At 63.9% G+C, this 21,126-nt stretch carries 20 protein-coding genes; 13 read left to right on the top strand and 7 right to left on the bottom strand.

Going from position 1 to position 21,126, the window contains the following annotated elements:
- Positions 1-42 precede the first annotated feature (42 nt).
- The 4 genes from ACYG9V_RS14240 to ACYG9V_RS14225 all read right to left on the bottom strand — a co-directional run bounded on the left by ACYG9V_RS14240 (position 43) and on the right by ACYG9V_RS14225 (position 5,494).
- Positions 43-1,170, bottom strand: a complete 1,128-nt coding sequence (locus tag ACYG9V_RS14240) for a tetratricopeptide repeat protein (protein ID WP_023693781.1) — start codon at positions 1,168-1,170, stop codon at positions 43-45.
- The gene (gene ku / locus ACYG9V_RS14235; RefSeq protein ID WP_352764480.1) at positions 1,167-2,072 is read right to left on the bottom strand and encodes a non-homologous end joining protein Ku; all 906 of its coding nucleotides are present in this window, start codon (positions 2,070-2,072) and stop codon (positions 1,167-1,169) included. The genes ACYG9V_RS14240 and ku overlap by 4 nt, the downstream gene beginning before the upstream one ends.
- Before the next feature lie 447 nt (positions 2,073-2,519).
- The gene (gene ligD / locus ACYG9V_RS14230) at positions 2,520-5,012 is read right to left on the bottom strand and encodes a DNA ligase D (protein WP_352764477.1); all 2,493 of its coding nucleotides are present in this window, start codon (positions 5,010-5,012) and stop codon (positions 2,520-2,522) included.
- 257 nt (positions 5,013-5,269) lie between these two features.
- Positions 5,270-5,494: a hypothetical protein gene (locus ACYG9V_RS14225; RefSeq protein ID WP_023689819.1), complete on the bottom strand. Its 225-nt coding sequence runs from the start codon at positions 5,492-5,494 to the stop codon at positions 5,270-5,272.
- 45 nt (positions 5,495-5,539) lie between these two features.
- Between ACYG9V_RS14225 and ACYG9V_RS14220 the strand changes: the two genes are divergently transcribed.
- The 6 genes from ACYG9V_RS14220 to ACYG9V_RS14195 all read left to right on the top strand — a co-directional run bounded on the left by ACYG9V_RS14220 (position 5,540) and on the right by ACYG9V_RS14195 (position 11,579).
- Positions 5,540-5,710: a hypothetical protein gene (locus ACYG9V_RS14220; protein WP_352764474.1), complete on the top strand. Its 171-nt coding sequence runs from the start codon at positions 5,540-5,542 to the stop codon at positions 5,708-5,710.
- A 182-nt stretch (positions 5,711-5,892) separates the two neighbouring features.
- On the top strand, positions 5,893-6,900 hold the full coding sequence (locus ACYG9V_RS14215) for an aldo/keto reductase (protein WP_460221963.1): 1,008 nt from the start codon (positions 5,893-5,895) through the stop codon (positions 6,898-6,900).
- A gap of 407 nt (positions 6,901-7,307) precedes the next feature.
- Complete coding sequence (locus ACYG9V_RS14210; RefSeq protein WP_023673481.1) at positions 7,308-8,255, top strand: substrate-binding domain-containing protein; 948 nt, start codon at positions 7,308-7,310, stop codon at positions 8,253-8,255.
- 171 nt (positions 8,256-8,426) lie between these two features.
- Positions 8,427-10,058: a sugar ABC transporter ATP-binding protein gene (locus tag ACYG9V_RS14205; protein ID WP_460221962.1), complete on the top strand. Its 1,632-nt coding sequence runs from the start codon at positions 8,427-8,429 to the stop codon at positions 10,056-10,058.
- On the top strand, positions 10,055-11,071 hold the full coding sequence (locus ACYG9V_RS14200; RefSeq protein WP_023673479.1) for an ABC transporter permease: 1,017 nt from the start codon (positions 10,055-10,057) through the stop codon (positions 11,069-11,071). Before ACYG9V_RS14205 ends, ACYG9V_RS14200 begins: the two co-directional genes overlap by 4 nt.
- 10 nt (positions 11,072-11,081) lie before the next feature.
- The gene (locus tag ACYG9V_RS14195; RefSeq protein ID WP_352764465.1) at positions 11,082-11,579 is read left to right on the top strand and encodes a GNAT family N-acetyltransferase; all 498 of its coding nucleotides are present in this window, start codon (positions 11,082-11,084) and stop codon (positions 11,577-11,579) included.
- 30 nt (positions 11,580-11,609) lie between these two features.
- On the opposite strand, the gene ACYG9V_RS14190 is transcribed toward ACYG9V_RS14195, so the two are convergent.
- Both ACYG9V_RS14190 and ACYG9V_RS14185 read right to left on the bottom strand, forming a co-directional pair.
- Positions 11,610-11,858 carry a hypothetical protein gene (locus ACYG9V_RS14190; RefSeq protein WP_352764462.1) on the bottom strand — a complete coding sequence of 83 codons (249 nt, stop codon included), beginning with the start codon at positions 11,856-11,858 and terminating at the stop codon, positions 11,610-11,612.
- A gap of 149 nt (positions 11,859-12,007) precedes the next feature.
- The gene (locus ACYG9V_RS14185; RefSeq protein ID WP_352764459.1) at positions 12,008-12,637 is read right to left on the bottom strand and encodes a glutathione S-transferase family protein; all 630 of its coding nucleotides are present in this window, start codon (positions 12,635-12,637) and stop codon (positions 12,008-12,010) included.
- Between the two features lie 207 nt (positions 12,638-12,844).
- Here ACYG9V_RS14185 and ACYG9V_RS14180 point away from each other — a divergent pair, with 207 nt between their 5' ends.
- The 7 genes from ACYG9V_RS14180 to ACYG9V_RS14150 all read left to right on the top strand — a co-directional run bounded on the left by ACYG9V_RS14180 (position 12,845) and on the right by ACYG9V_RS14150 (position 20,338).
- Positions 12,845-13,831, top strand: coding sequence for a tagatose kinase (locus ACYG9V_RS14180; protein WP_352764456.1), 987 nt, complete (start codon positions 12,845-12,847; stop codon positions 13,829-13,831).
- On the top strand, positions 13,828-15,105 hold the full coding sequence (locus ACYG9V_RS14175; protein WP_023673474.1) for a D-tagatose-bisphosphate aldolase, class II, non-catalytic subunit: 1,278 nt from the start codon (positions 13,828-13,830) through the stop codon (positions 15,103-15,105). The genes ACYG9V_RS14180 and ACYG9V_RS14175 overlap by 4 nt, the downstream gene beginning before the upstream one ends.
- A gap of 52 nt (positions 15,106-15,157) precedes the next feature.
- Entirely contained in the window at positions 15,158-15,748 is a 591-nt protein-coding gene (locus tag ACYG9V_RS14170; RefSeq protein ID WP_460221961.1) for a DUF922 domain-containing Zn-dependent protease, read from the top strand.
- Between the two features lie 194 nt (positions 15,749-15,942).
- A complete protein-coding gene (locus ACYG9V_RS14165) occupies positions 15,943-17,028 on the top strand; it encodes an ABC transporter ATP-binding protein (RefSeq protein WP_023673472.1) in 1,086 nt (361 codons plus the stop codon).
- Positions 17,029-17,067: 39 nt separating this feature from the next.
- Positions 17,068-18,393, top strand: coding sequence for an ABC transporter substrate-binding protein (locus ACYG9V_RS14160; protein WP_023693796.1), 1,326 nt, complete (start codon positions 17,068-17,070; stop codon positions 18,391-18,393).
- 141 nt (positions 18,394-18,534) lie between these two features.
- Complete coding sequence (locus tag ACYG9V_RS14155) at positions 18,535-19,434, top strand: carbohydrate ABC transporter permease (RefSeq protein ID WP_444849008.1); 900 nt, start codon at positions 18,535-18,537, stop codon at positions 19,432-19,434.
- A gap of 1 nt (position 19,435) precedes the next feature.
- A complete protein-coding gene (locus ACYG9V_RS14150) occupies positions 19,436-20,338 on the top strand; it encodes a carbohydrate ABC transporter permease (RefSeq protein WP_023673469.1) in 903 nt (300 codons plus the stop codon).
- A 31-nt stretch (positions 20,339-20,369) separates the two neighbouring features.
- Here ACYG9V_RS14150 and ACYG9V_RS14145 read toward each other — a convergent pair whose 3' ends face one another.
- Complete coding sequence (locus tag ACYG9V_RS14145; RefSeq protein ID WP_023673468.1) at positions 20,370-21,074, bottom strand: SDR family oxidoreductase; 705 nt, start codon at positions 21,072-21,074, stop codon at positions 20,370-20,372.
- Positions 21,075-21,126 lie beyond the last annotated feature (52 nt).

Here is a 21,126-nt window from a genome sequence, read left to right as displayed (position 1 = left end):
AATCCCATACTCGAAATCTGAACAAGATTATCCACGGCAGCCTCACCCCGCCGTCCGCGCCAGCTGCAGATCGACGAACTGTATCCCCTTTTGCGCAGTGCGCGCCCATTCGCTGTCAGCATCGAGTTCGAGATAGCGCACCCAGTGGCGGCGGGCTTCGGTCAGATTGCCGGCGTCGAACTCCAGCCGGGCAAGGTTGAACACCGGATCGGCGTAGCTCTTGTCGAGCGCGATTGCCTTGACCAGATGCCGGCGCGCCGAGGCGATCTTGCCTTCGTCGCTCATCAGCCCGGCGAGGTTGAACCAGGCCTCGACGAACGCCGGATCGAGCTTGATCGCTCTTGCATAGTCATGCGCCGCGTCGGCCACGCGACCGGCGCCACGCAAGCAATTGGCGCGGTTGAACGCGGCGATGGCGTCGCTCGGATCGATGCTGAGGCAGCGTTGGTAGAGCGCCGCGGCATCGTCGTGCCGGCCCTCCTCTTCCGCGCTTTCAGCCTCGGCGAACAATTCTTCCAGCGTGTCGTCGCCGGCTGCGCTTGCGCTGCCGAGATCGAACAGCAGCTGGCCGTCGAGTTCGCTCTGGCCATCCTCGAGATAGATCTGATCGGGCCGGCCATGCTGCGAGCCGACATTGAGCGATTTGGCGGTGAGCGAAGCGACCGGACCGGAGCGATGCACGGAGCGCGCGATCGCGCCCCAGGATGCACCGCCGGCGACCAGCCCGGCATATTTGCGGGCAAGGATCAGATCGCGGAACGAGTAGGGTTCACAATCGTGCTCGAAGGCGTCGAACAGGCTGAGCAGGTCGAGGTCGGCACCGGACAGTCTGGACTGGTCGACGAGCGACTGCCTGGATAGCGAAGACGCCTCCGGCGCCTTCATCAGACCGAGCAGGCGCAGGAAGCCATTTTCGCTAAGGAGCGTTCGGCCGGCGGCACGCTCGGCGGCAACACGGCGTTCAATCTCGGCATCGCCGCCCTTCGCCGTGCCGGCCTTGGCGATCAGCGTTCGGCCGAACACAACATGGCTGGTGCGCCTGGTGACGCCGCGCCGCAACTGGCCGTGCTGACGCTCCACCTCACGGGCCGCGAGCCGCAGCGGAAATGCCGCCAGCGCGCCGATGGCGCCGAAGACGGCGCCCGGGATTATACCGGTCGGCGCCGTCACCCCTTGCTCTTGCCGACGGCCATGAGCAGATTGGCCTTTAACGGGTTTTCCTTGGCCGCACCCGCCTTAGCCTTGGCGGCAGGTTTTTCAGCGTCGTCGGCCTTGCTCTTCGACTTGGCCGGCGGCTTGGCTGATTGCGACAGGCTCGCCTTCAACGCATCCATGAGGTTGATGACATTGCCACGCTCGGGCGCCGCCGCAATGATCGGCTTATGGCCCTTCAGTTTCTCGCGGATCATCGTCATCAGCGCGATCTCGTAGCGGTCCTCATAATTCTTCGGATCGAAGGTGGTTTCCTTCTGCTTGATCAGCGCTTCGGCCAATTGCAGCATTTCGGGATCCGGCTTGCCAGCCGGGATGTTGCCGAAATATTCAGCCGTGCCGCGCACTTCGTTCGGGTTCCTCAACGTACACACGAACATGCCATTCTCGCGCGCGCCGATCGTCACCACGCGCTCGCGGCTGGACAGGACAAGGCGGGCAATGGCCAGCTTGCCGGATTTGCGCATTGCCTCGCGCAGCACGGCGAAGGTTTCCTCCGCCATGGCGCCATCCGGCGCCATGTAGTACGGCGCATCCTGATAAATGACGTCGACCTCGTCTTCGTCGACGAAGGCCTCGATGTTCATCGTGTGATTGGATTCGATGCGCACTGCTTCGAGGTCGGCCTCATCGATGATGATGTACTGCTTGTCCTCGTATTCGTAACCCTTGACCAAGTCCGCGCGCTCGACGAGGCCGAGTTCAGGGTCGACCGGCTTCATGTTGATGCGGTTGTGGGTCTTCTTGTGCAATTGGTTGAACGATATGCGCTCGCTGGTCGTCGTTGCCGGATAGAGCCGGACCGGACAGCTGACGAGGCTGAGCTTGAGGTAACCTTTCCAACTTGCCCTGGGCGCCATGATACTCTCCTACGCGGCCATGCACTGACATTTCAGACTGAGCATGATCTTCTCCGAAAACCGGTTCCCACGTTTCGGGATCATGCTTACGCAGCGCTTCGTCCAAAGGACGAATGGTGCTGCGGAAATCCTACACCGGCCCCAAACATACCGGCAAATTCCTGACGAAACCTTCCAGGTGAGCTGGAGGGCACCGACGGAGGATAATTCAAATTGTCCGCATGGTCGATGGACTTGGGGAAGTAAGTCATGCCGGAGGGACAGCACCCCCCTCTGTCCTGCCGGACATCTCCCCGGCAAGTGGGGAGATTGGCAGCTTCAACCTTATCGCTCCTCTTGCAAGGTTTGCGATTGGCGAAAGCAGAGGCGACATCCGATCTCCCCCCTTGCGGGGGAGATGTCCGGCAGGACAGAGGGGGGTGTGCCGGATCGCCAACACCTCCCGATCTACTTCCCCGAAAACAACGGCAAATCTCTTGCGAAATCCTCCATGTCCGCCCACGGATCGCCCGACGTCGCCAACAGCCCCGGCAAGGACGAATAGTTCAGATCCTGCGGCGTATCGATCGTCTCAAGGTCTGCCCAACTCACCGGCGTCGACGCCGGCAGGTTGGTGCGGGCGCGCAGCGAATAGGGGGCGGCGGAGGTGTGGCCGCGCGCGTTGCGGTGATAGTCGATGAAGATGCGGCGCCTGCGGTTTTCCTTGCCCATTGTGGTGGTGAAAGTGTCGGGCGCGGTGGCCGCCAAGTGCGTGGAGATGGCGCTGGTCGCCTGGTGCAGCTTCTTCCAGTTCTGCTTTTGCGTCACCGGCACGGTTATGTGGATGCCGCTGCCGCCGGATGTCTTGGCGAACGGCACCAGGCCGAACCGCTCCAATTCGCCCTTGATGTGGACGGCGGCCTCGACCACTTCGCGCCAGGCGATGCCCTCACCCGGATCGAGATCGAAAACGATCTGGTCGGGCTTGTCGAGGCTCAAGCGATGCGTGCCCCAGGTGTGGAACTCAACGACGCCGAACTGCGCGAGTGCCAGATAGCCTTTTGCTCCCTCGACCGACAGATAGGATTTGGTTTCACCTTCGGAGTTGGTGGCGTCAAAAGTGACCACCGACGGCGGCATGCCGGTGAAGGCGTGGCGCTGGAAGAAACAGTCCTTCGGCAGGCCCGTCGGGCAGCGCACCAGCGACACCGGGCGGCCCATGATATGCGGCAGCATGAAATCGCCGACCAGCGCGTAATAGACGGCGATGTCGAGTTTGGTCGGTCCGGTCTTGCCGAACAGCCGCCGCTCCGGATTGGTCACCCAGATGGTGGCGAGATCGGCTTCGGCGATCAGCCGCTTGCGCTTCGGCGACACCGGCGTCGACAGGCCGACATCGCGCAAGCCCCGAAACACACCGTGGCGCAGCGAATTGTCCGCCGTTCGGTTGGCGTAGTGGATGCGGGCCGACAGCATCGGCCGCACCCATTTCATCTCGCGCATGATCTCGCGCGGCACACCCTCGGGTGCTGTCGCGCCGTCGCGCAGCGGCTGCAGCCGGGCCAGCAAGTCGCCCGCCGTCGCGGCATCGAAGCCGGTGCCAACCTTGCCGCGATAGTGCAGTTCACCATCCGCGAATTCAGCCATGCCGATTGCCGCCAGTCCTTCGGCCGCGTCGGAAACGGTGTAGCCGGCGATGATGAAATCGCCGGTCTCCAGCGCCTTGACCTTGGTCCAGGTCTTGGTGCGGCCGCTCTGGTAGATGGCGTTGGCGCGCTTGGAGACGACGCCTTCCAGCCCAAGGATCGAGGCCTGATCGTAAAGCCCCTGCCCGTCGCCTTCGACATGGTCGCTCAGCTGGATGGCGGAGTTGGCGCCCTGCCCGGCTAGCAGTTCGGCGAGCAAGGCCTTGCGTCTTGCGAGCGGCGCCTTGCGGAGGTCCCAGCCGTCGAGATGCAGCAGGTCGAAGGCATAGAAATGGAGCTTGCTGCCCGCACCCGCCGACAGCGCATCCTGCAGCAGCGCGAAACGCGAGATGCCCTTCTCGTCCAGCACCATGATCTCGCCGTCGATGATCGCCTGGCTGAGCGGTAGCCGGGAAAAGGCTTGCGGCAGGTCGCCGTAACGCTTCGTCCAGTCGATGCCGCCGCGGGTGATCAACCTGACCTCGCCATCTCCGACATGCGCCATGGTACGATAGCCGTCGAATTTTATTTCATGCAGCCAGAGTTCACCTGTGTCTTCCACCGGCCCGCCCGGCGGTTTCGGCACCTGCGTGGCGAGCTGCGGCTCGATGCGCGACGGCGGATCGCCCCTGACCGCACCGGACAACGCGCCGGGTTTCAGCGCGCCGGGCTTGGGCGGCAGGCGGGCCGGCTTCCTCGGCGGCGCCACCAGCTCCTCGATCCGCTTGCCGGACTTCACGCTTTCCGGCCGCGCTTCCAGGATGTCGAGGCCGGTATCGGCGGCGAGATCGCGCTCCTTGAACAGCAGCCAGTTTTTCTTCTCGCTGTCTTCGCCGGGCTTGGGCTTCAGACGGGTCAGCATCCAGCCGCCATTCAACTTGTCGCCGGCCAGCCGGAACTTGAAGGCGCCGGTGCGCAGGCTCTTGTCGACATCGTCCATCGGTGCCCAGGTGCCGGTGTCCCAGACGATCATCGGCCCGCCGCCATATTCGCCTTCGGGAATGACGCCCTCGAAGTCGATATATTCGAGCGGATGGTCCTCGGTCTCGACTGCGAGCCGCTTGTCGGCCGGGTTGAGCGAGGGCCCGCGCGGCACCGCCCAGCTTTTCAGCACGCCGCCGACCTGCAGGCGCAAATCGTAATGGTCGGCGGTGGCGTGATGCTTGTGGACGACGAAGCGGTTGCCGTCGCCTGAAATGACCCCGCCCGCCGGTTCCGGCGTCTTCGTAAATTCGCGCTTGGCGCGATAGGCCTTGAGCTTGGGCGGGTTTGGCATGGATCAGGTAGGAGCGGCGCTTTCCCAGCGCCGCATTCCGTCACACCCCCCTCTGTCCTGCCGGACATCTCCCCCGCAAGGAGGGAGATCGGATGTCGCTGATGCTTTCGCCAATCCCCACCGTCGCAAGATAGGCGCCGTCGATGAAGCTGCCAATCTCCCCCCTTGCGGGGGAGATGTCCGGCAGGACAGAGGGGGGTGCTGTCCCGCCAACATTTCAGATTTCCCAGCACGGTGCGAAGGAACGAAGATCACGCTCAATCGTCAGCAGCCGGCATCAACTCAAGCTCGGCCGGCGACAGCCCCTGCTGCAGCTGGCTCAGCCGGAATTCGTCGACCCAGTAGGCCTCGCCGTCGACCAGCACGCGGGCCGAGTAGACGCCGCCGGAAAAGCTTTGCGCGGTGACGTACACCTTGTGGCGGTCGAGCGCCTTGCGCACCGCGGCGCGCTTGGAATTCTGGCTGGTGACGGAACTGGCCATGGCTCACTCATACACAAGACCGCAAGACATGGCGGCGGCATAAGGATGCTGGAGATCGGCCGCTCTGTCAATTTTGACCGCCTGCTTCTGGCAGCGCTACGATCCAACGGCAGCAAAAAACCGCTGCGCCTCGGCAGTGGGCTTTGCAATGGCGACGACAATATTCGGTTAGTGGTCCGAGGGATTATGAGCGCGGTGACGCGCGAGAGCTGCTGACGCCGGTTCCGCGTCGGCTTCTCGTAGATCTTCTTCATTGGTATCCCCATGGCCCCCAATGGCCGCCAGCAAAGGCGCTTGCGGCTGGGTTTTGTCAAGGGAAGCGCTGTTCTTCCGCCGAACAGCTATGGAAACTGGAGGAGCGGCCGCTATAGTTTTCCTCAGCCCCAAGGAGAACGGCAATGACCCTCAGCACCCGCAAACTCGGCAGCCAGGGGCTGCAGGTCTCGGTGATCGGCCTCGGCTGCATGGGCATGAGCCAGTCCTACGGCCCTGCCGACGAGGCGGAATTGATCGCCACCCTGCACCGAGCCATCGAACTCGGCTGTACCTTCCTCGACACGGCGGAAGTCTACGGCGCTTATGCCAATGAAGAACTGCTCGGGCGGGCGCTGAAGGGCCGGCGCGATGAGGTGACCCTTGCCACCAAATTCGGCTTCCGCATCGAAAACGGCAGACAGGTCGGCACGGAGCGTGACAGCCGGCCCGACCATATCCGCGAGGCGCTGGAGGGCTCGCTGAAGCGGCTCGGCACCGACCATATCGACCTTTACTACCAGCATCGCGTCGATCCGGCGGTGCCGATGGAAGACGTCGCCGGCACGGTCGGCCGGCTGGTTGCCGATGGCAAGGTGCGCTTCTTCGGCCTGTCGGAAGCGGGCGCGGCGAATATCGGCCGTGCGCATGCCGTGCACCCTGTCTCGGCGCTGCAGAGCGAGTATTCGCTTTGGGAGCGCAATCTGGAGCCGGAGATCATCCCGCTGCTCAAAAAGCTCGGCATCGGCCTGGTGCCGTTCGCGCCGCTCGGCCGCGGTTTCCTCGCCGGCGACGTCAAGCGCGCCGAGGATTATCCGGAAGGCGATTTCCGCCGCGGCGACCCCCGCTATCAGGGCGCCAACTACGACGCCAATGTCGCGGCTGCGGCTGCGGTGCAGGAGGTGGCCGCGGCCAAAGGGGCAAAGCACGCACAGATCGCGCTGGCCTGGGTGCTCGGCAAGGGCGACGGTTTCGGCATTGACATCGTGCCGATCCCGGGGACAAAGCGGCGCAAGTATCTCGAAGAAAATGTTGCTGCGGCCGCGATCACGCTCGACGCGGCCGAGATAGCTGCGCTCGACGCAGCCCTTGCGCCGGGCAAGGTCTCAGGGCCGCGCTACAATGAGCGGGTGATGACAACGATCGACAGGTAGAGGCGTCTAAGCTGCCAATCTCCCCCCTCGTGGGGGAGATGCCTGGCAAGGCAGAGGGGGGCGCGAAGGATCGCCCGCATCAAGTATTCTGCGTAGAGGTTAGCTCAAAGATGTAAGTGAAATTGGCCAATGTCGGCGGGACAGCGCCCCCCTCTGTCCTGCCGGACATCTCCCCCACAAGGGGGGAGATTAGCAGTTTCAGCCCCTCGCCTCACCTTGCGTAATCGATTTTCCTTGGCTAGCATCCTCGGGTCGGCGCCGTGCGGAGGAGAACGTTGCGGCGGACCGGCTGGAGCGCCTCGCGTCCCCTCGGGGCGGTCACAGGACACTCCATTTTTGAATTGACGCAAGTACCGTCCCGAGCCGCTCCCGGTTTCGGGCTCCTGCGTTCATGTGGAGGATATCTGATGAACAGACGCGAATTCCTGTTGTCGACCGTGGCGACCGGCGCCATGGCGCTGGCCGCGCCCATGGCCTTTGCCGCCGACAAATTGACCATATTGGGCTCGGTGCCCAATCTCGGCTTTCCGTTCTTTGTGCACATGCTGAACGAGATCAAGGCGGAGGCGCAGGCGCAAGGCGTCAATCTGACCGAGAGCGACGGCCAGAACTCGGCGCCGAAGCAGACCGCCGACATCGAGGCCGCACTTGTGCAGAAGGTCAACGCCATCGTGATTTCGCCGCTTGACGTCAACGCGCTGGCGCCGGCGATCGAGGAAGCGGTCAAGGCCGGCGTTCCGGTGGTGACGATCGACCGCCGCGTCGACGGCGTCGAGGGCATTCTCGCCCATGTCGGCGCCGACAACGTCAAGGGTGGCGAAGCCGAGGCGCAGGCCATGGTGGCGGCGTTCCCGAACGGCGCCAAGCTGTTCCATTTGCAGGGCCAGCCGGGTGCCGGGCCCGCGATCGACCGCAACAAAGGCGTCCACAATGTGCTCGATCCGCTCAAGGACAAGTACCAGATCATCTTCGAGCAGACCGCTAATTTCGCCCGCGCCGAAGCGCTGTCGGTGACCGAGGCCGGGCTTGCCGCCAACGGCAAGCCGGACGCCATCATCTGCGCCAATGACGACATGGCGCTCGGCGCGCTCGAAGCCTGTGCCGCGCGCAACTTCACCGACGTCAAGATCTACGGCTTCGACGCGCTGCCGGAAGCGCTGGTCGCCGTGCGCGACGGCAAGCTCGCCGGCACGGTCGAGCAGTTCCCCGGCGAACAGTCGCGCAAGGCGGTGCAGATCGCGGTCGCCTTCGCCAGGGACAAGACCGAGCCGAAGGAGAAGCTGGTGCTGTTGACGCCGATCGTCATCGGCAAGGACAATCTCGACAAGGCGGAGAGGTTGAACGAGACGAAGTGAAAGTAGGGCCCATGACGGGTGGAGGTCGCGCTCTGTCGCGCCCCCCTCTGTCCTGCCGGACATCGCCCTCACTTGGGGGGAGATTGGCCGTCACGTCTGCTTTCGCCAATCGCCAACGTTATAGAAATAGTGCTGCCGGCAAAACTGCTGATCTCCCCCCGTGTGGGGGAGATGTCCGGCAGGACAGAGGGGGGCGCTGTCCCGCTGCCTATCGCAATCCGGGAGCAATGCTTGTCCGCCGTTGAACCCACCGCATCATCGCCCCCGCTCCTTTCCGTCGAAGGCGTGACCAAGCATTTTTCCGGCGTCACCGCGCTCATCGACGTTTCGCTCGAGGTGCGGCCCAGTGAGATCCTTGGCCTGCTCGGCGAGAACGGCGCCGGCAAGTCGACGCTGTTGAAAATCCTGTCCGGCGTGATGCCGCCGTCAAGCGGCCGCATCGTCTTCGACGGCGCCGACTACGCGCCGTCCAGTCCGCAGGATGCGAAGCGGCATGGCATCGTCACCATCTATCAGGAACTGAGCCTGATCCCGACGCTGACGGTTGCGGAAAACATTTTCATCGGCCGCGCGCCGCTCGGGCCGCTCGGGCTGGTCAGCTGGCGCAGGATGGAGGACGCCTCGCGCGCGATCATCGCCCGCGTCGGTCTCGACATCGATCCGGCGACGCCGGTGTCCTCGCTGTCGGTAGCCGAACAGCAGCTGGTCGAAATCGCCCGCGCTCTGTCGCTGGAAAGCCGCCTGATCATCATGGACGAGCCGACCTCGGCGCTGACCGAGACCGAGGTGCAGAAACTGATGTCGATCATGGACAGGCTGCGCAAGGACGGTGTCGCCATCATGTTCGTCACCCACCGGCTGGAAGAAGCGTCCGCCATTTGCGACCGCATGACCGTGCTGCGGGACGGCAGGGTGGCCGGTCATCTCGACCGCGACGGCCGGCCCATCCAGATGCCGAAGATCATCGAGAAGATGGTCGGCCGCGCCGCCTCCGAACTCTACGCGCGGCCGACGCAGCGCGACGTCGCCGGCGAGGTCCGGCTCTCGGTGCGAGGCTTGCGAACGGTGCGCGATCCGCTGGCGCCGCACGCCATCGTGCTCGAAGGCGTCGACCTCGATGTGAAGGCCGGCGAAATCCTCGGCGTTGCCGGTCTCGTCGGTTCCGGCCGCACCGAGCTTGCCCGCGCCATTTTCGGCGCCGACCGCATCGCCGCCGGCACGATTGCGCTCGACGGTAAGCCGATCGCCCCGGCCTCCCCCGCAGACGCCATCAAACTCGGCATCGGGCTGGTGCCGGAAGACCGCAAGCACCAGGCGATCTTTGCAGCACTGGGCATTCTCAACAATTTCTCGATCGCCTCGCTCGGCCGCTACAGCAATGGGGCCGGCTTCATGGCCGAACGGCGCGAGCGCGAGGCGCTGGCCGGCTATCGCAAGGCACTGTCGATCCGCATGGCCTCGCCCGACCAGGCGATCGAGGGCCTGTCCGGCGGCAACCAGCAAAAAGTCATCCTGGCCCGCTGGCTGGCGCGCGACCCGAAAGTACTTATCGTCGACGAGCCGACGCGCGGCGTCGATGTCGGCGCCAAGGCCGAAGTGCACCAGATCCTGGTGCAGCTTGCCGCACGCGGCATCGCCATCATGATGATCTCGTCGGAGCTGCCGGAAGTGCTGGCGGTGTCGGATCGCATCGTCACCATGCGGCGCGGCCGTATCACCGGCGAAATGCCGGGCATCGAAGCGACCGAGGAAAAACTGATGGAACTGATGGCGCTCGACCGCAAGCAGGACGCGATGCAATGACCAGCACCACCGAACAGACCCAGCGCAGCGGCATCAACATCGCGCGGCTTCTGATGAGTTTTGGGCCGCTGATGTTCCTGGCGGTGTTGATCGTCATCTTCACCGTGCTGAAGCCGAGCTTCATCGATCCAATCAACCTGTTCAACATTTTGAGGCAGATCTCGATCACCGGGCTGATCGCGCTTGGCATGACTTTCGTCATCCTCACTGCCGGCATCGACCTGTCGGTCGGCTCGCTGCTCGCCTTCTGCGGCATGGTGGCGGCGGTGGTGGCCAAGGGCGGCACCGCCAACACGCTGTCGCTGTCGACCACGGGCACGCAAGGATATGGCTGGTTCGCCGCCTTGCTTGCCGCCGTCATCGTCGGGGCGCTGGCCGGCGGCGTCCAGGGCTTTGCCATCACCCGGCTGAAAGTGCCGCCCTTCGTCGTCACGCTGGGTGGGCTCACCGTGTTTCGCGGCCTGACGCTGACCATCTCCAATGGCGGACCGATCTCCGGCTTCGACGCCTCGATGCGCTGGTTCGGCACCGGGCTCATCGGACCGGTGCCGGTGCCGGCGATCATCTTCGCGGTGGCGGCCATCCTGTGCCACATCGTGCTGCGCTATACGCGCTATGGCCGCGCCGTCTATGCCGTCGGCGGCAATGCCGAGGCCGCGCGCCTTTCGGGCCTGCGCGTCGACCGCATTCTGATCTCGGTCTATGTCATCGTCGGCTTCTTCGCCGGGCTGGCCGCCTTCGTTTTGTCAGCACGGCTCAACTCCTCCGAAGCCGTGGCCGGCATCGGCTACGAGCTTACGGTGATTTCGGCCGTGGTCATCGGCGGCACCTCGCTATTCGGCGGCATCGGCTCGGTCGGCGGCACGGTGGTGGGCGCAGCACTCATCGGCGTGCTGCAGAACGGGCTACAGTTCAACAATGTCTCTTCCTACACACAAAGCATCGTCATCGGCCTGATCCTGATCCTGGCCGTGGCCTTCGATCGTTGGCTGAAGTCGCGGGTGAGGCGGTAAGGGATCGGCCATGGTTCAGATCAGGGCGATGACAGAGAACGATGTAGCGTCGGTATCGCGGCTGCTGGGAGAGTCTTGGCGGCGCACCTATTCGCCGATCCTGGGACCCGAGACCACGGCACGCCTCTCGGACGACAAGCATGCGCCCGAGCGGCTGCCAGCCGAACTTCTGGACGACAACAAGATGTCGTTCGTGGCCGAACGGCCGGACGGTTCGATCGCCGGCTACGCGATGGCGGCGATGGACGATCGTGGCGATGTCCTGCTCGACCGGCTGCACATCGACAAGTCAGAGTTCGGCAGCGGGCTCGCCACCGACCTGCTGCACGCGGTGCTTGTCGCGCATGCCGGCATCCCCAGCATTGCGCTGGAAGTGATCGAGGGCAACGACCAGGCGATCGCCTTCTATCGCAAGCACGGTTTCGAGGTGGTCGAACACCGCCCGGCCGCGCACGGCGTCGCCGGCCATGCCTCGCTGATCATGCGCCGGCTGCTGTCGAGGGCGTGAAATGAATGGGAAACCGCAGTAGTCAGGACCCTACTGCCCTAACCCCTGCGCCGCCACCGTCTGTGGACCGTCCTCGTCGTCCGGCATATCGAGGAGTTCGATCAGCCGCGCCACCTTCGTTCCCGGCAAGGGGCGGCCCTCGTTGACCAGCGCCTCGTCGGCACCGAGCCAGGCGAACGCCTCGCGCAGTTCTTGAAGGGTGGCGCCGGTCAGCGCGATGTCGGCTATGACTGCCTCGTCTACCGGCCCCAACACCGAAATGATGTCGTCGCGTGTCATGGTCACCTCCATGCTAAGTGCCGGCCGGTCGTCGAGATGACGCCGAGACCCGGCCATCCAGCCAACGGATTGCGAGTAAAAACCGCCGACAAAGCAGAATCTGGGTCTTCTTTTCGACTAAGCAAGATGAACGCGCGCGCCTTTTGCCGTCAAGCAGCCGAGTGCGGATCGATGCTGTAGAGATGCACGGGATAGCCGGGACCGATGGCGTCGCGCACCCGGTCCGTCCAGGGGAGGACCGCCGGATAAGCCGCCAGCGCAAAGCCGCAATCTTCGGCACGGTGGCCGTAGCCATAGACAGCAATGTCGGCGATGGTGAGCGTGTCGCCGACAAGGAACGGCGTGTCGTTCAGGCTGCGCTCCAGCGCTGCCAGCGTGCGGGCGCCGGCTTCGCGCTTGGCAGGAACCATGGCCTGGTTGCGCTCCAGCCTTCCGGCCAGCGTCCAGAAGCGCAGGGAGCCGATGACCGGCTCGACATGGTACTGTTCGAAGAACAGCCATTGCATAATTTTCGCGCTGACATAGCGATCCGCCGGCAGCAAGGGCGTGCCTTCGGCGAGATAAATGAGGATCGCATTCGATTCGGCGATCGCACGGCCATCCTCGAGTTCGAGCACAGGAACGGCGCCGGCCGGGTTGAGCTTCAGGAAAGCGTCGGTGTGGCTCTCGCCCTCGAAAATCGACACCAGGCGGCTTTCATAGGGAATGTTGAGCAGGCCGAGCACGACCCTCGCCTTCCAACCGTTTTGCGACGGCAAATAATCATGAAGCGTGAGCATGGCTGTCCTTTTGCTGCGGTCGACGCCTGATTTGCACGGTGCCACGATCCCAGCCACCCGAATCCTGCAATGTGTACGCGCAGAATAAGTAAACTATACGCATGTAAAGTTTTTGACTTCGCCCTATGAGCGATTTACCCGATAAACATTTGTGCCGAACAACTGCGCGAGCAAGCAATCAGTCTGTGACAAGGAGGAATCGCAAGCATGAGCCTTTCGCGCCGCAGCGAAATCGCCGCCGAGGCCGCGGGGCCAACTATTGTCGCCGGCGAAATCCTGGTCGAGATCATGGCGACGGAACGGGGTTTCGGCTTCCTCGAGCCGCAATCGCTTGTCGGGCCATTCCCCAGCGGTGCGCCGGCGATCTTCATCGATCAGGTCGCCCGGCTGGGAGGCGGCGCCGGCATTATCGGCTGCGTCGGCCGCGACGATTTCGGCACGCTCAACCTGGACAGGCTGGAGCGCGACGGCGTCGACGTCTCAGCCGTCGATATCAGCGACCGCTTCCCGACGGGATGCGCCTTCGTGCGCTACCGGCCCGATGGTATCAGGGACTTCGTCTACAACATCGCCGAATCCGCCGCCGGGCAGATACACCTGACCACTGCTGCGCGCCTGCTGGCGGACAGGGCCGGCCATCTGCATATCATGGGATCGACGCTGTCGGTGGCAGGGCTGAAGGAGATCGTCAGCTACGCAGTGCAGGCGGTTCGTGCCCGCGGCGGCTCGACCTCATTCGACCCGAATGTGCGCAAGGAGCTGATCGACGGCTCCGACGGCGCACTGTTTTCCGCACTCATCGACGATGCCGACCTGCTGCTGCCGTCCGGCGACGAATTGCTCGCTACGGCGGGCGTCGATGACGAGCACCGGGCGGTGGCGGCGCTGTTTGCCAGGGGCGTCGGCGAGATCGTGCTGAAGCGCGGTGCTGACGGCTCTTCCTGGTTCGGCGCCGACGGCGCCAGGATCGACTGCGCCGGTTTTCAGGTCGAGGAAGTCGACCCCACGGGCGCCGGCGATTGTTTCGGCGCCACCTACCTGACCTGCCGCCGCCAGGGGATGGAGCCCGGCAAGGCGCTGCTTTATGCCAATGCCGCCGGCGCCCGCAACGTCACCCGGCGCGGCCCGATGGAGGGCGTCACCAGCTTCGACGGACTCGATCAATTCATCAAGGGAACAGCGAGACGGACATGAGCGCCAACCCGCTTGCAGGCCTCGCCAGCGCGCGCAAAAACGGCTCGCCCTACGGCATCACCTCGATCTGCTCCGCGCATCCGCTGGTGATCCAGACGGCGATCAGGCGCGCCGTTGCCGACAGGGAGAAAAACCTGCTGATTGAGGCAACCTGCAATCAGGTCAACCAGTTCGGCGGCTATACCGGAATGACCCCGGCGCTGTTCGTCGCCTTCGTGCTGGAGATCGCCTGCCGCGAGGGGCTGGAAGCCTCGCGCATCATCTTCGGCGGCGACCATCTGGGACCGAACCCGTGGCGCGCAGAGCCGGCGGCGCAGGCGATGGACAAGGCCGAGGCCATGGTCGGCGCCTATATCGCGGCCGGCTTCACCAAGATCCATCTCGACGCATCGATGGGCTGCGCCGGCGAGCCGGCGGCGCTTGACGACGAGACCATCGCCACCCGGGCGGCGCGGCTGGCAAAGGCGGCCGAAACGGGCGCGCACGCCGCAGGCAGCACCTTGCCGGTCTACATCATCGGCACCGAAGTTCCCGCCCCCGGCGGCGTCGACCATGCGATCAGCGAGTTGAAGCCGACCGAGGCGGCGGCGGCGCGGCGCACGATCGAGGTTCACCGGGAGATCTTTGCCCGCGAAGGCCTGACCGAGGCGTTCGGCCGCGTCATGGCCGTGGTGGTGCAGCCGGGCATGGAATTCGGCAGCCAAAATGTCGTCGCCTACGCGCCCGAAAAATCCAAGGGCCTGACCGGCTTGCTCGATGAGCAGCCGTCGCTCGTCTACGAGGCGCATTCGACCGACTACCAGACCCGTGCGGCTTTGACCGCGCTGGTCGCAAACGGCTTTCCTATCCTCAAGGTCGGCCCCGGCCTGACCTTCGTCTTGCGCGAGGCGCTTTACGGGCTCGACCTGATCGCCTCCGAAATGGCCAGGGACTATGGCGACCGGTCGCTCGCCCGGACCATGGAAAGCGCGATGCTGGCAGCCCCCGGCCATTGGCACAGCCACTATCATGGCAATGAAGCAGAGCTCTATGTGCAGCGGCATTACAGCTACAGCGACCGCATCCGCTATTATTGGAGCAACCCCACCGCTGTCGCGGCCGTCGAGCGCCTGCGCAAGGCGCTGGACGACGTTGCCATTCCCGAAACGCTGATGCGGCAATTCCTGCCGGCGCTGCCGGCCGAACTCGGGCCGGCGGGCAATCCCGAGGCTATCCTTCTCGAAGCTGTCGATCAGGTGCTGGCCGACTATGACGCGGCCTGCCGTGGGACCTGAGTGCATTGCGCCGGGTTGATCTTTGCCTCAGCCCAGTGTCTCTGACGTTTCCATGAAACCAGCCATGTTCTTTCTCCTGTTCGCGGCCTCCCTGCTGGCGTCGCCGGCACGCGCCGACTGGAAGCCGGTCGAAAAGGTCGAGACCTACGCCATCGCAGGGCGGACCGGCCCGGAACTCTATGCCGCGATCGGCGAAGCCGGCCCCTTGCTCGGCAAGGGTCGGGTCATTGCGCACACCAATTTCAAGCTGACCTGGACCAGGGACTACAGGCCGCAAGGCGACGCCTGCGTGCTCAAATCGGCGCGCCCGAAACTGATCATCACCTACACCTTGCCGAAGCCGGCCGAACCGTTGCCGGCTTCCGTCCAGAAGAACTGGACGGTGTTCATCGCCGGGCTCGCCGCCCACGAGAGAGTGCATGGCGCAGCCATCGCCGAGATGGTGCGCAAGATCGAGGCGGTGAGCCTCGGCCTGACCGTTACTGATGACCCCGCCTGCAGCAAGATCAGAACCGAGCTGACGAGGCAACTCGCCCAGATCTCGCTGGCTCAGCGGCAGGCGAGCCGCGACTTCGACCGGGTCGAATTCGGCCCCGGCGGAAACCTGCAGAAGCTGGTGCTGGCTTTTGTGAATGGGGGGTAGTTTGCCGGCGAACCGGTCATTGCGCCGGTGTTCCGAATGACAAGAGCACCGGCCGCATGGCCGCTTTACAGGCAGGCTTGGTAGCGCTACCGTCTGATCGTCACGCGACCTGTTGGGGGAATGGGAGACGGTCGCGAGGCGGGAGAGGAGCGGTTTCCTTCGGGGCGTCGCAAGAAGCATTCGGGAGGAGATCGATGGCGTCTGTCGCGATCGGCGATGTTTACAAATCGTTCGGGACCGTCGAGGTCCTGCATGGCGTCAGTGTGGATATCGACGACGGCGAATTCGTCACGCTGGTCGGCCCGTCGGGTTGCGGAAAATCGACCCTTCTCAGGATGATCGCCGGCCTGGAAAAGATTTCTCGGGGCGAGATCGCGATCGGGGATCGGGTCGTCAACAACGTTGCGCCGAAAGAGCGCGACGTTGCCATGGTGTTCCAGAACTACGCGCTCTACCCGCACATGACGGTCGCCGAGAACATGGCGTTCTCGCTCATGCTCAAAGGTGTTTCGAAGGCCGATTGCGCTACCAGCATTCAGCGCGCCGCCGAAATCCTCGGGCTGGTGCCATTGCTGACGCGATATCCGCGCCAGCTTTCCGGCGGCCAGCGCCAGCGCGTCGCCATGGGCCGGGCGATCGTGCGCGATCCACAGGTTTTCCTGTTCGACGAACCGCTCTCCAATCTCGACGCCAAGCTCAGGGTGCAGATGCGCGCCGAGATCAAGGAACTGCACCAGCGGCTCAAGACGACCACAGTCTATGTCACCCACGACCAGATCGAGGCCATGACCATGGCCGACAAGATCGTCGTCATGCATGACGGCATCGTCGAACAGATCGGACCGCCGCTGGAGCTCTACGACAGGCCAAACAATCTCTTCGTCGCCAGTTTCATCGGCTCGCCCGCCATGAACCTGATCAAGGGCGAGATCGTCACCGACGGGTCTCCGTCCTTTCGCGGCGCCGGGGGAATTTCCGTGCCGCTGGCCGGCGCGCCGGCCGTTGGCAACGGTCATCCGGTGGTGCTGGGAATACGGCCCGAGCATTTGCGGCTATCGTCAGACCAAGGCATTCCAGTCACCGTCGCGGTGGTCGAGCCGACCGGGTCGGAAGTGCAGATCATCGGCCGCACCGCCGGCGGCGACGAGATCGTCGCCAATTTCCGCGAACGCCATGCCTTAACACCGGGCGAATCCATACGGCTCTCTGCCGCGCCTGGCCTGATTCATCTCTTTGACGGCAAGACCGGAACACGATTTGAAACGCGTAACGGATGGTAAGGACCGCATAGCAAGGAAGATAAACCGGAGGAGACGACCATGAAATTCACGAGACGCGATGTAATCCGCACGACCGCAGGTGCCGCGGCGGGAGCTCTGGGAAGCCGGTTCGTCGGCTCGCCGGCTTTTGCCCAGGAGGGCTTGAAATACAAGCCCGAGGAAGGCGCAAAGCTGCGGCTGCTGCGCTGGTCGCCCTTCGTCAAGGGCGATGAGGATCAATGGCTGGCCAACACCAAGCGCTTCACCGAGGCGACAGGTGTCGAGGTTCGTGTCGACAAGGAAAGCTGGGAGGACATTCGCCCCAAGGCAGCGGTCGCGGCCAATGTCGGTTCCGGCCCGGACCTGATGTTCGTCTGGTTCGACGACCCGCATCAATATCCCGACAAGCTGCACGACGTGACCGAGCTCGGCGAGTATCTGGGCTCGAAATATGGCGGATGGCACGACGGACCGAAGCAATATGCGACGCGGGACGGCAAGTTCGTCGGCCTGCCGCTGGCCACGATCGGCAATGCCATCGTCTATCGCGAAAGCTGGGTGAAGGAGGCCGGCTTCTCCGAATTTCCGAAGGACACGGCAGGCTTCCTCGAGCTTTGCAAGGCGTTGCAGGCGAAAGGACATCCGGCCGGCTTCACGCACGGCCACGGCGTCGGCGACGGCAACAATTACGCGCACTGGCTGCTGTGGAGCCATGGCGGCCAGATGGTCGACGAGAGCGGCAAGGTGGCGATCAACAGCCCCGAGACGCTAAAGGCGATCGGATACGCGCAGGAACTCTACAAGACCTTCATTCCCGGGACCGAAAGCTGGCTCGACGTCAATAACAACCGCGCCTTCCTGGCCGGCGAACTCGGCGTCATCGCCAACGGCATTTCCGCCTACAATACGGCCAAGATCAACAAGGACAACGATCCGAAGCTGGCTGAGATCGCCAAGGACATCCGCACCACCAACCTGCCGATCGGTCCCGTCGGGAAATCGGTCGAACTGTTCCAGGTGACCACCGCCGTCATCTTCAACTACACGCCCTACCCCAATGCGGCCAAGGCCTATCTGCAGTTCATGTTCGAGGATCCGCAGATGACCGACTGGATCACCTCCTCGGCGGGCTATTGCTGCCAGACGCTGAAGGCCTTCGACAACAATCCAGTGTGGACGGCCGACCCGAACAATGCCGCCTATGCCAAGGCCTCGGCGACGCTGCGCCCCAACGGCTATGCCGGGCCGCTCGGCTATGCCTCGGCGGCGACCATGGCCGACTATGTCCTGGTCGACATGTTCGCCAAGGCGGTGACCGGCCAGGCGACGCCGCAGGAGGCGATGGAGGAGGCGGAGAAGCGCGCCAACCGCTACTACCGCGTTTGATCACGGCACCGCCGGGCAGCGTCTAGTGCGCTGCCCGGCCCGTTGCACAATCCCATGGCGGCCGTTGACGCCGTGACCTGATTCCCCGATGAGGAGCCCTTCATGGCCGTGCCGTCCGTTGCCGCCCAGCCGCGTCCGTCGATGCTTTCGCGGATCTCCGAAAGCCGCAACGCGCTGGGCTTCGGCTTCATGCTGCCGGCGGCGGCGCTGCTGCTGGTCTTCCTGACCTATCCGCTCGGGCTGGGCGTCTGGCTCGGCTTCACCGATGCCCGTATCGGCCGCCCCGGCATCTTCATTGGCACCGAGAACTATCAGTATCTGTGGAGTGACGCCGTCTTCTGGCTGTCCGTCTTCAACACCTTGCTCTACACGGTCAGCGCCTCGATCCTGAAGTTCGTGCTCGGCCTGTGGCTGGCGCTCATTCTCAATGAAAACCTGCCGTTCAAATCGTTCTTCCGCGCGATAGTCCTGCTGCCTTGGGTGGTGCCCACCGTACTGTCAGCCATCGCCTTCTGGTGGATCTACGATTCGCAGTTCTCCATCCTGTCCTGGGCGCTGCAGCAAATGGGCCTGATCGACCACCGCATCAATTTCCTCGGCGATCCGGAGAATGCGCGCGCTTCGGTTATCGCCGCCAACGTCTGGCGCGGCATTCCTTTCGTCGCCATCACGCTGCTCGCCGGCCTGCAGACCATTCCGCAGTCGCTCTACGAGGCGGCCACGCTCGACGGCGCCAGTCGCTGGCAGTTGTTTCGTTATGTGACTCTGCCGCTGCTGACGCCGATCATCGCCATCACCATGACCTTCTCGGTGCTGTTCACTTTCACCGATTTCCAGCTGATCTACGTGCTGACCCGGGGCGGACCGGTGAATGCCACGCATCTGATGGCGACATTGTCTTTCCAGCGCGGCATTTCCGGCGGCCAGCTTGGCGAGGGCGCGGCCATCGCGGTGGCCATGATCCCGTTCCTGCTGGCGGCGATCCTGTTCAGCTATTTCGGCCTGCAACGCCGCAAATGGCAACAAGGCGGCGGAGACTGACATGGTCAAGACGGCCGCGACAAGGAAGGCGAAACGTGGGGATATCGACGAAGGCGGCATGGGCTACCTGCAGAGCCTGCCGCGTCGCGTGGTGACGGTCTATCTGCCGCTGCTGGTGTTCGTCTTCGTGCTTTTGTTTCCGTTTTACTGGATGACGATCACGGCGGTTAAACCCAATCTCGAAATGACCGACTATGCGCAGTTCAATCCGTTCTGGGTGGTGCATCCGACATTGGAGCACATCCGCTATCTCCTGTTCGAGACCTCCTATCCGGGCTGGCTGCTCAACACGATCATCATCTCGACCGCCGCTACGTTCCTGTCGCTGCTGGCGTCGGTGTTCGCCGCCTATGCGATCGAGCGGTTGCGCTTTTCCGGGGCGCGGCAGGTCGGCCTCGGCATCTTCCTCGCCTATCTGGTGCCGCCCTCGATCCTGTTCATTCCGCTGTCGGTGATGGTGTTCAACCTCGGGCTCTACGACACGCCCTTCGCGCTCATCCTTACCTATCCGACCTTCCTGGTGCCGTTCTGCACGTGGCTGTTGATGGGCTACTTCCGCTCCATCCCGTTCGAACTGGAAGAATGCGCGCTGATAGACGGAGCGAGCCGGTGGCAGATCCTCACCAAGATCGTGCTGCCGCTGTCGGTGCCGGGCCTGATCTCCGCCGGCATATTCGCCTTCACCCTGTCATGGAACGAGTTCATCTATGCGCTGACATTCATCCAGTCCTCGGAAAACAAGACCGTGCCGGTGGGTGTGCTGACCGAGTTGGTGCGCTCCGACGTCTACGAATGGGGGGCGCTGATGGCGGGAGCGCTGATCGGCTCGCTGCCGGTGGTGGTGCTCTATTCGTTCTTCGTCGAGCACTATGTCTCGTCGATGACCGGCGCGGTGAAGGAGTGACGCGCCGGCTCACGCAAGGCGACCGGCGCGGTCAGATCGCGCCGATGATGCCGCCGTCGACGCGGATGTTCTGGCCGGTGATGTAGCCCGCACCTTCGGAAGCGAGGAAGGCGATGGTCGCGGCGATCTCCTCCGACGTGCCGTAGCGCTGCATCGGCACGCTGTCGCGGCGCTCCTCGGTGGCCGGCAGGCTGTCGATCCAGCCGGGCAGCACATTGTTCATGCGCACATTGTCGGCGGCGTAGGTGTTGGCGAAGATCTTGGTGTAGGCGGCAAGCCCGGCGCGGAACACGGCGGATGTCGGGAACATCGGGCTCGGCTCGACCACCCAGGCGGTCGAGATGTTGATGATGGCGCCAGCCCTCTGCTTGACCATCTGCGGCGCCACGATGCGCACCGGCCGGATGACGTTCATCAGATAGACGTCGAGACCGGTGTGCCACTGCTCGTCGGTGATTTCGAGGATCGGCGCGCGTGGCCCGTGGCCACCGCTGTTGACCAGCACGTCGATGCGGCCAAAGCGCTCGAGCGTCAGATCCGCGAGCCGCTGCAGATCGTCATTCGACTGGTTGGAGCCGGTGACGCCGAGGCCGCCAAGCTCCTTGGCCAGAGCCTCGCCCTTGCCGGAGGACGACAGGATCGCGACCTTGAACCCGTCCGCCGCCAGCCGCTTGGCCGCCGCCGCACCCATGCCGCTGCCGCCCGCGACGACGACTGCTACTTTTTCTACACTCATCTCGATTTTCCTTCGTGCGGGTTGGCGGGACTCTAAAATCCATGTTTCCGAG

Source organism: Mesorhizobium sp. W016 (assembly GCF_054719485.1).
Note: the sequence above shows the minus strand (reverse complement) of the source record. Positions and strands in the feature narration are given on the sequence as shown.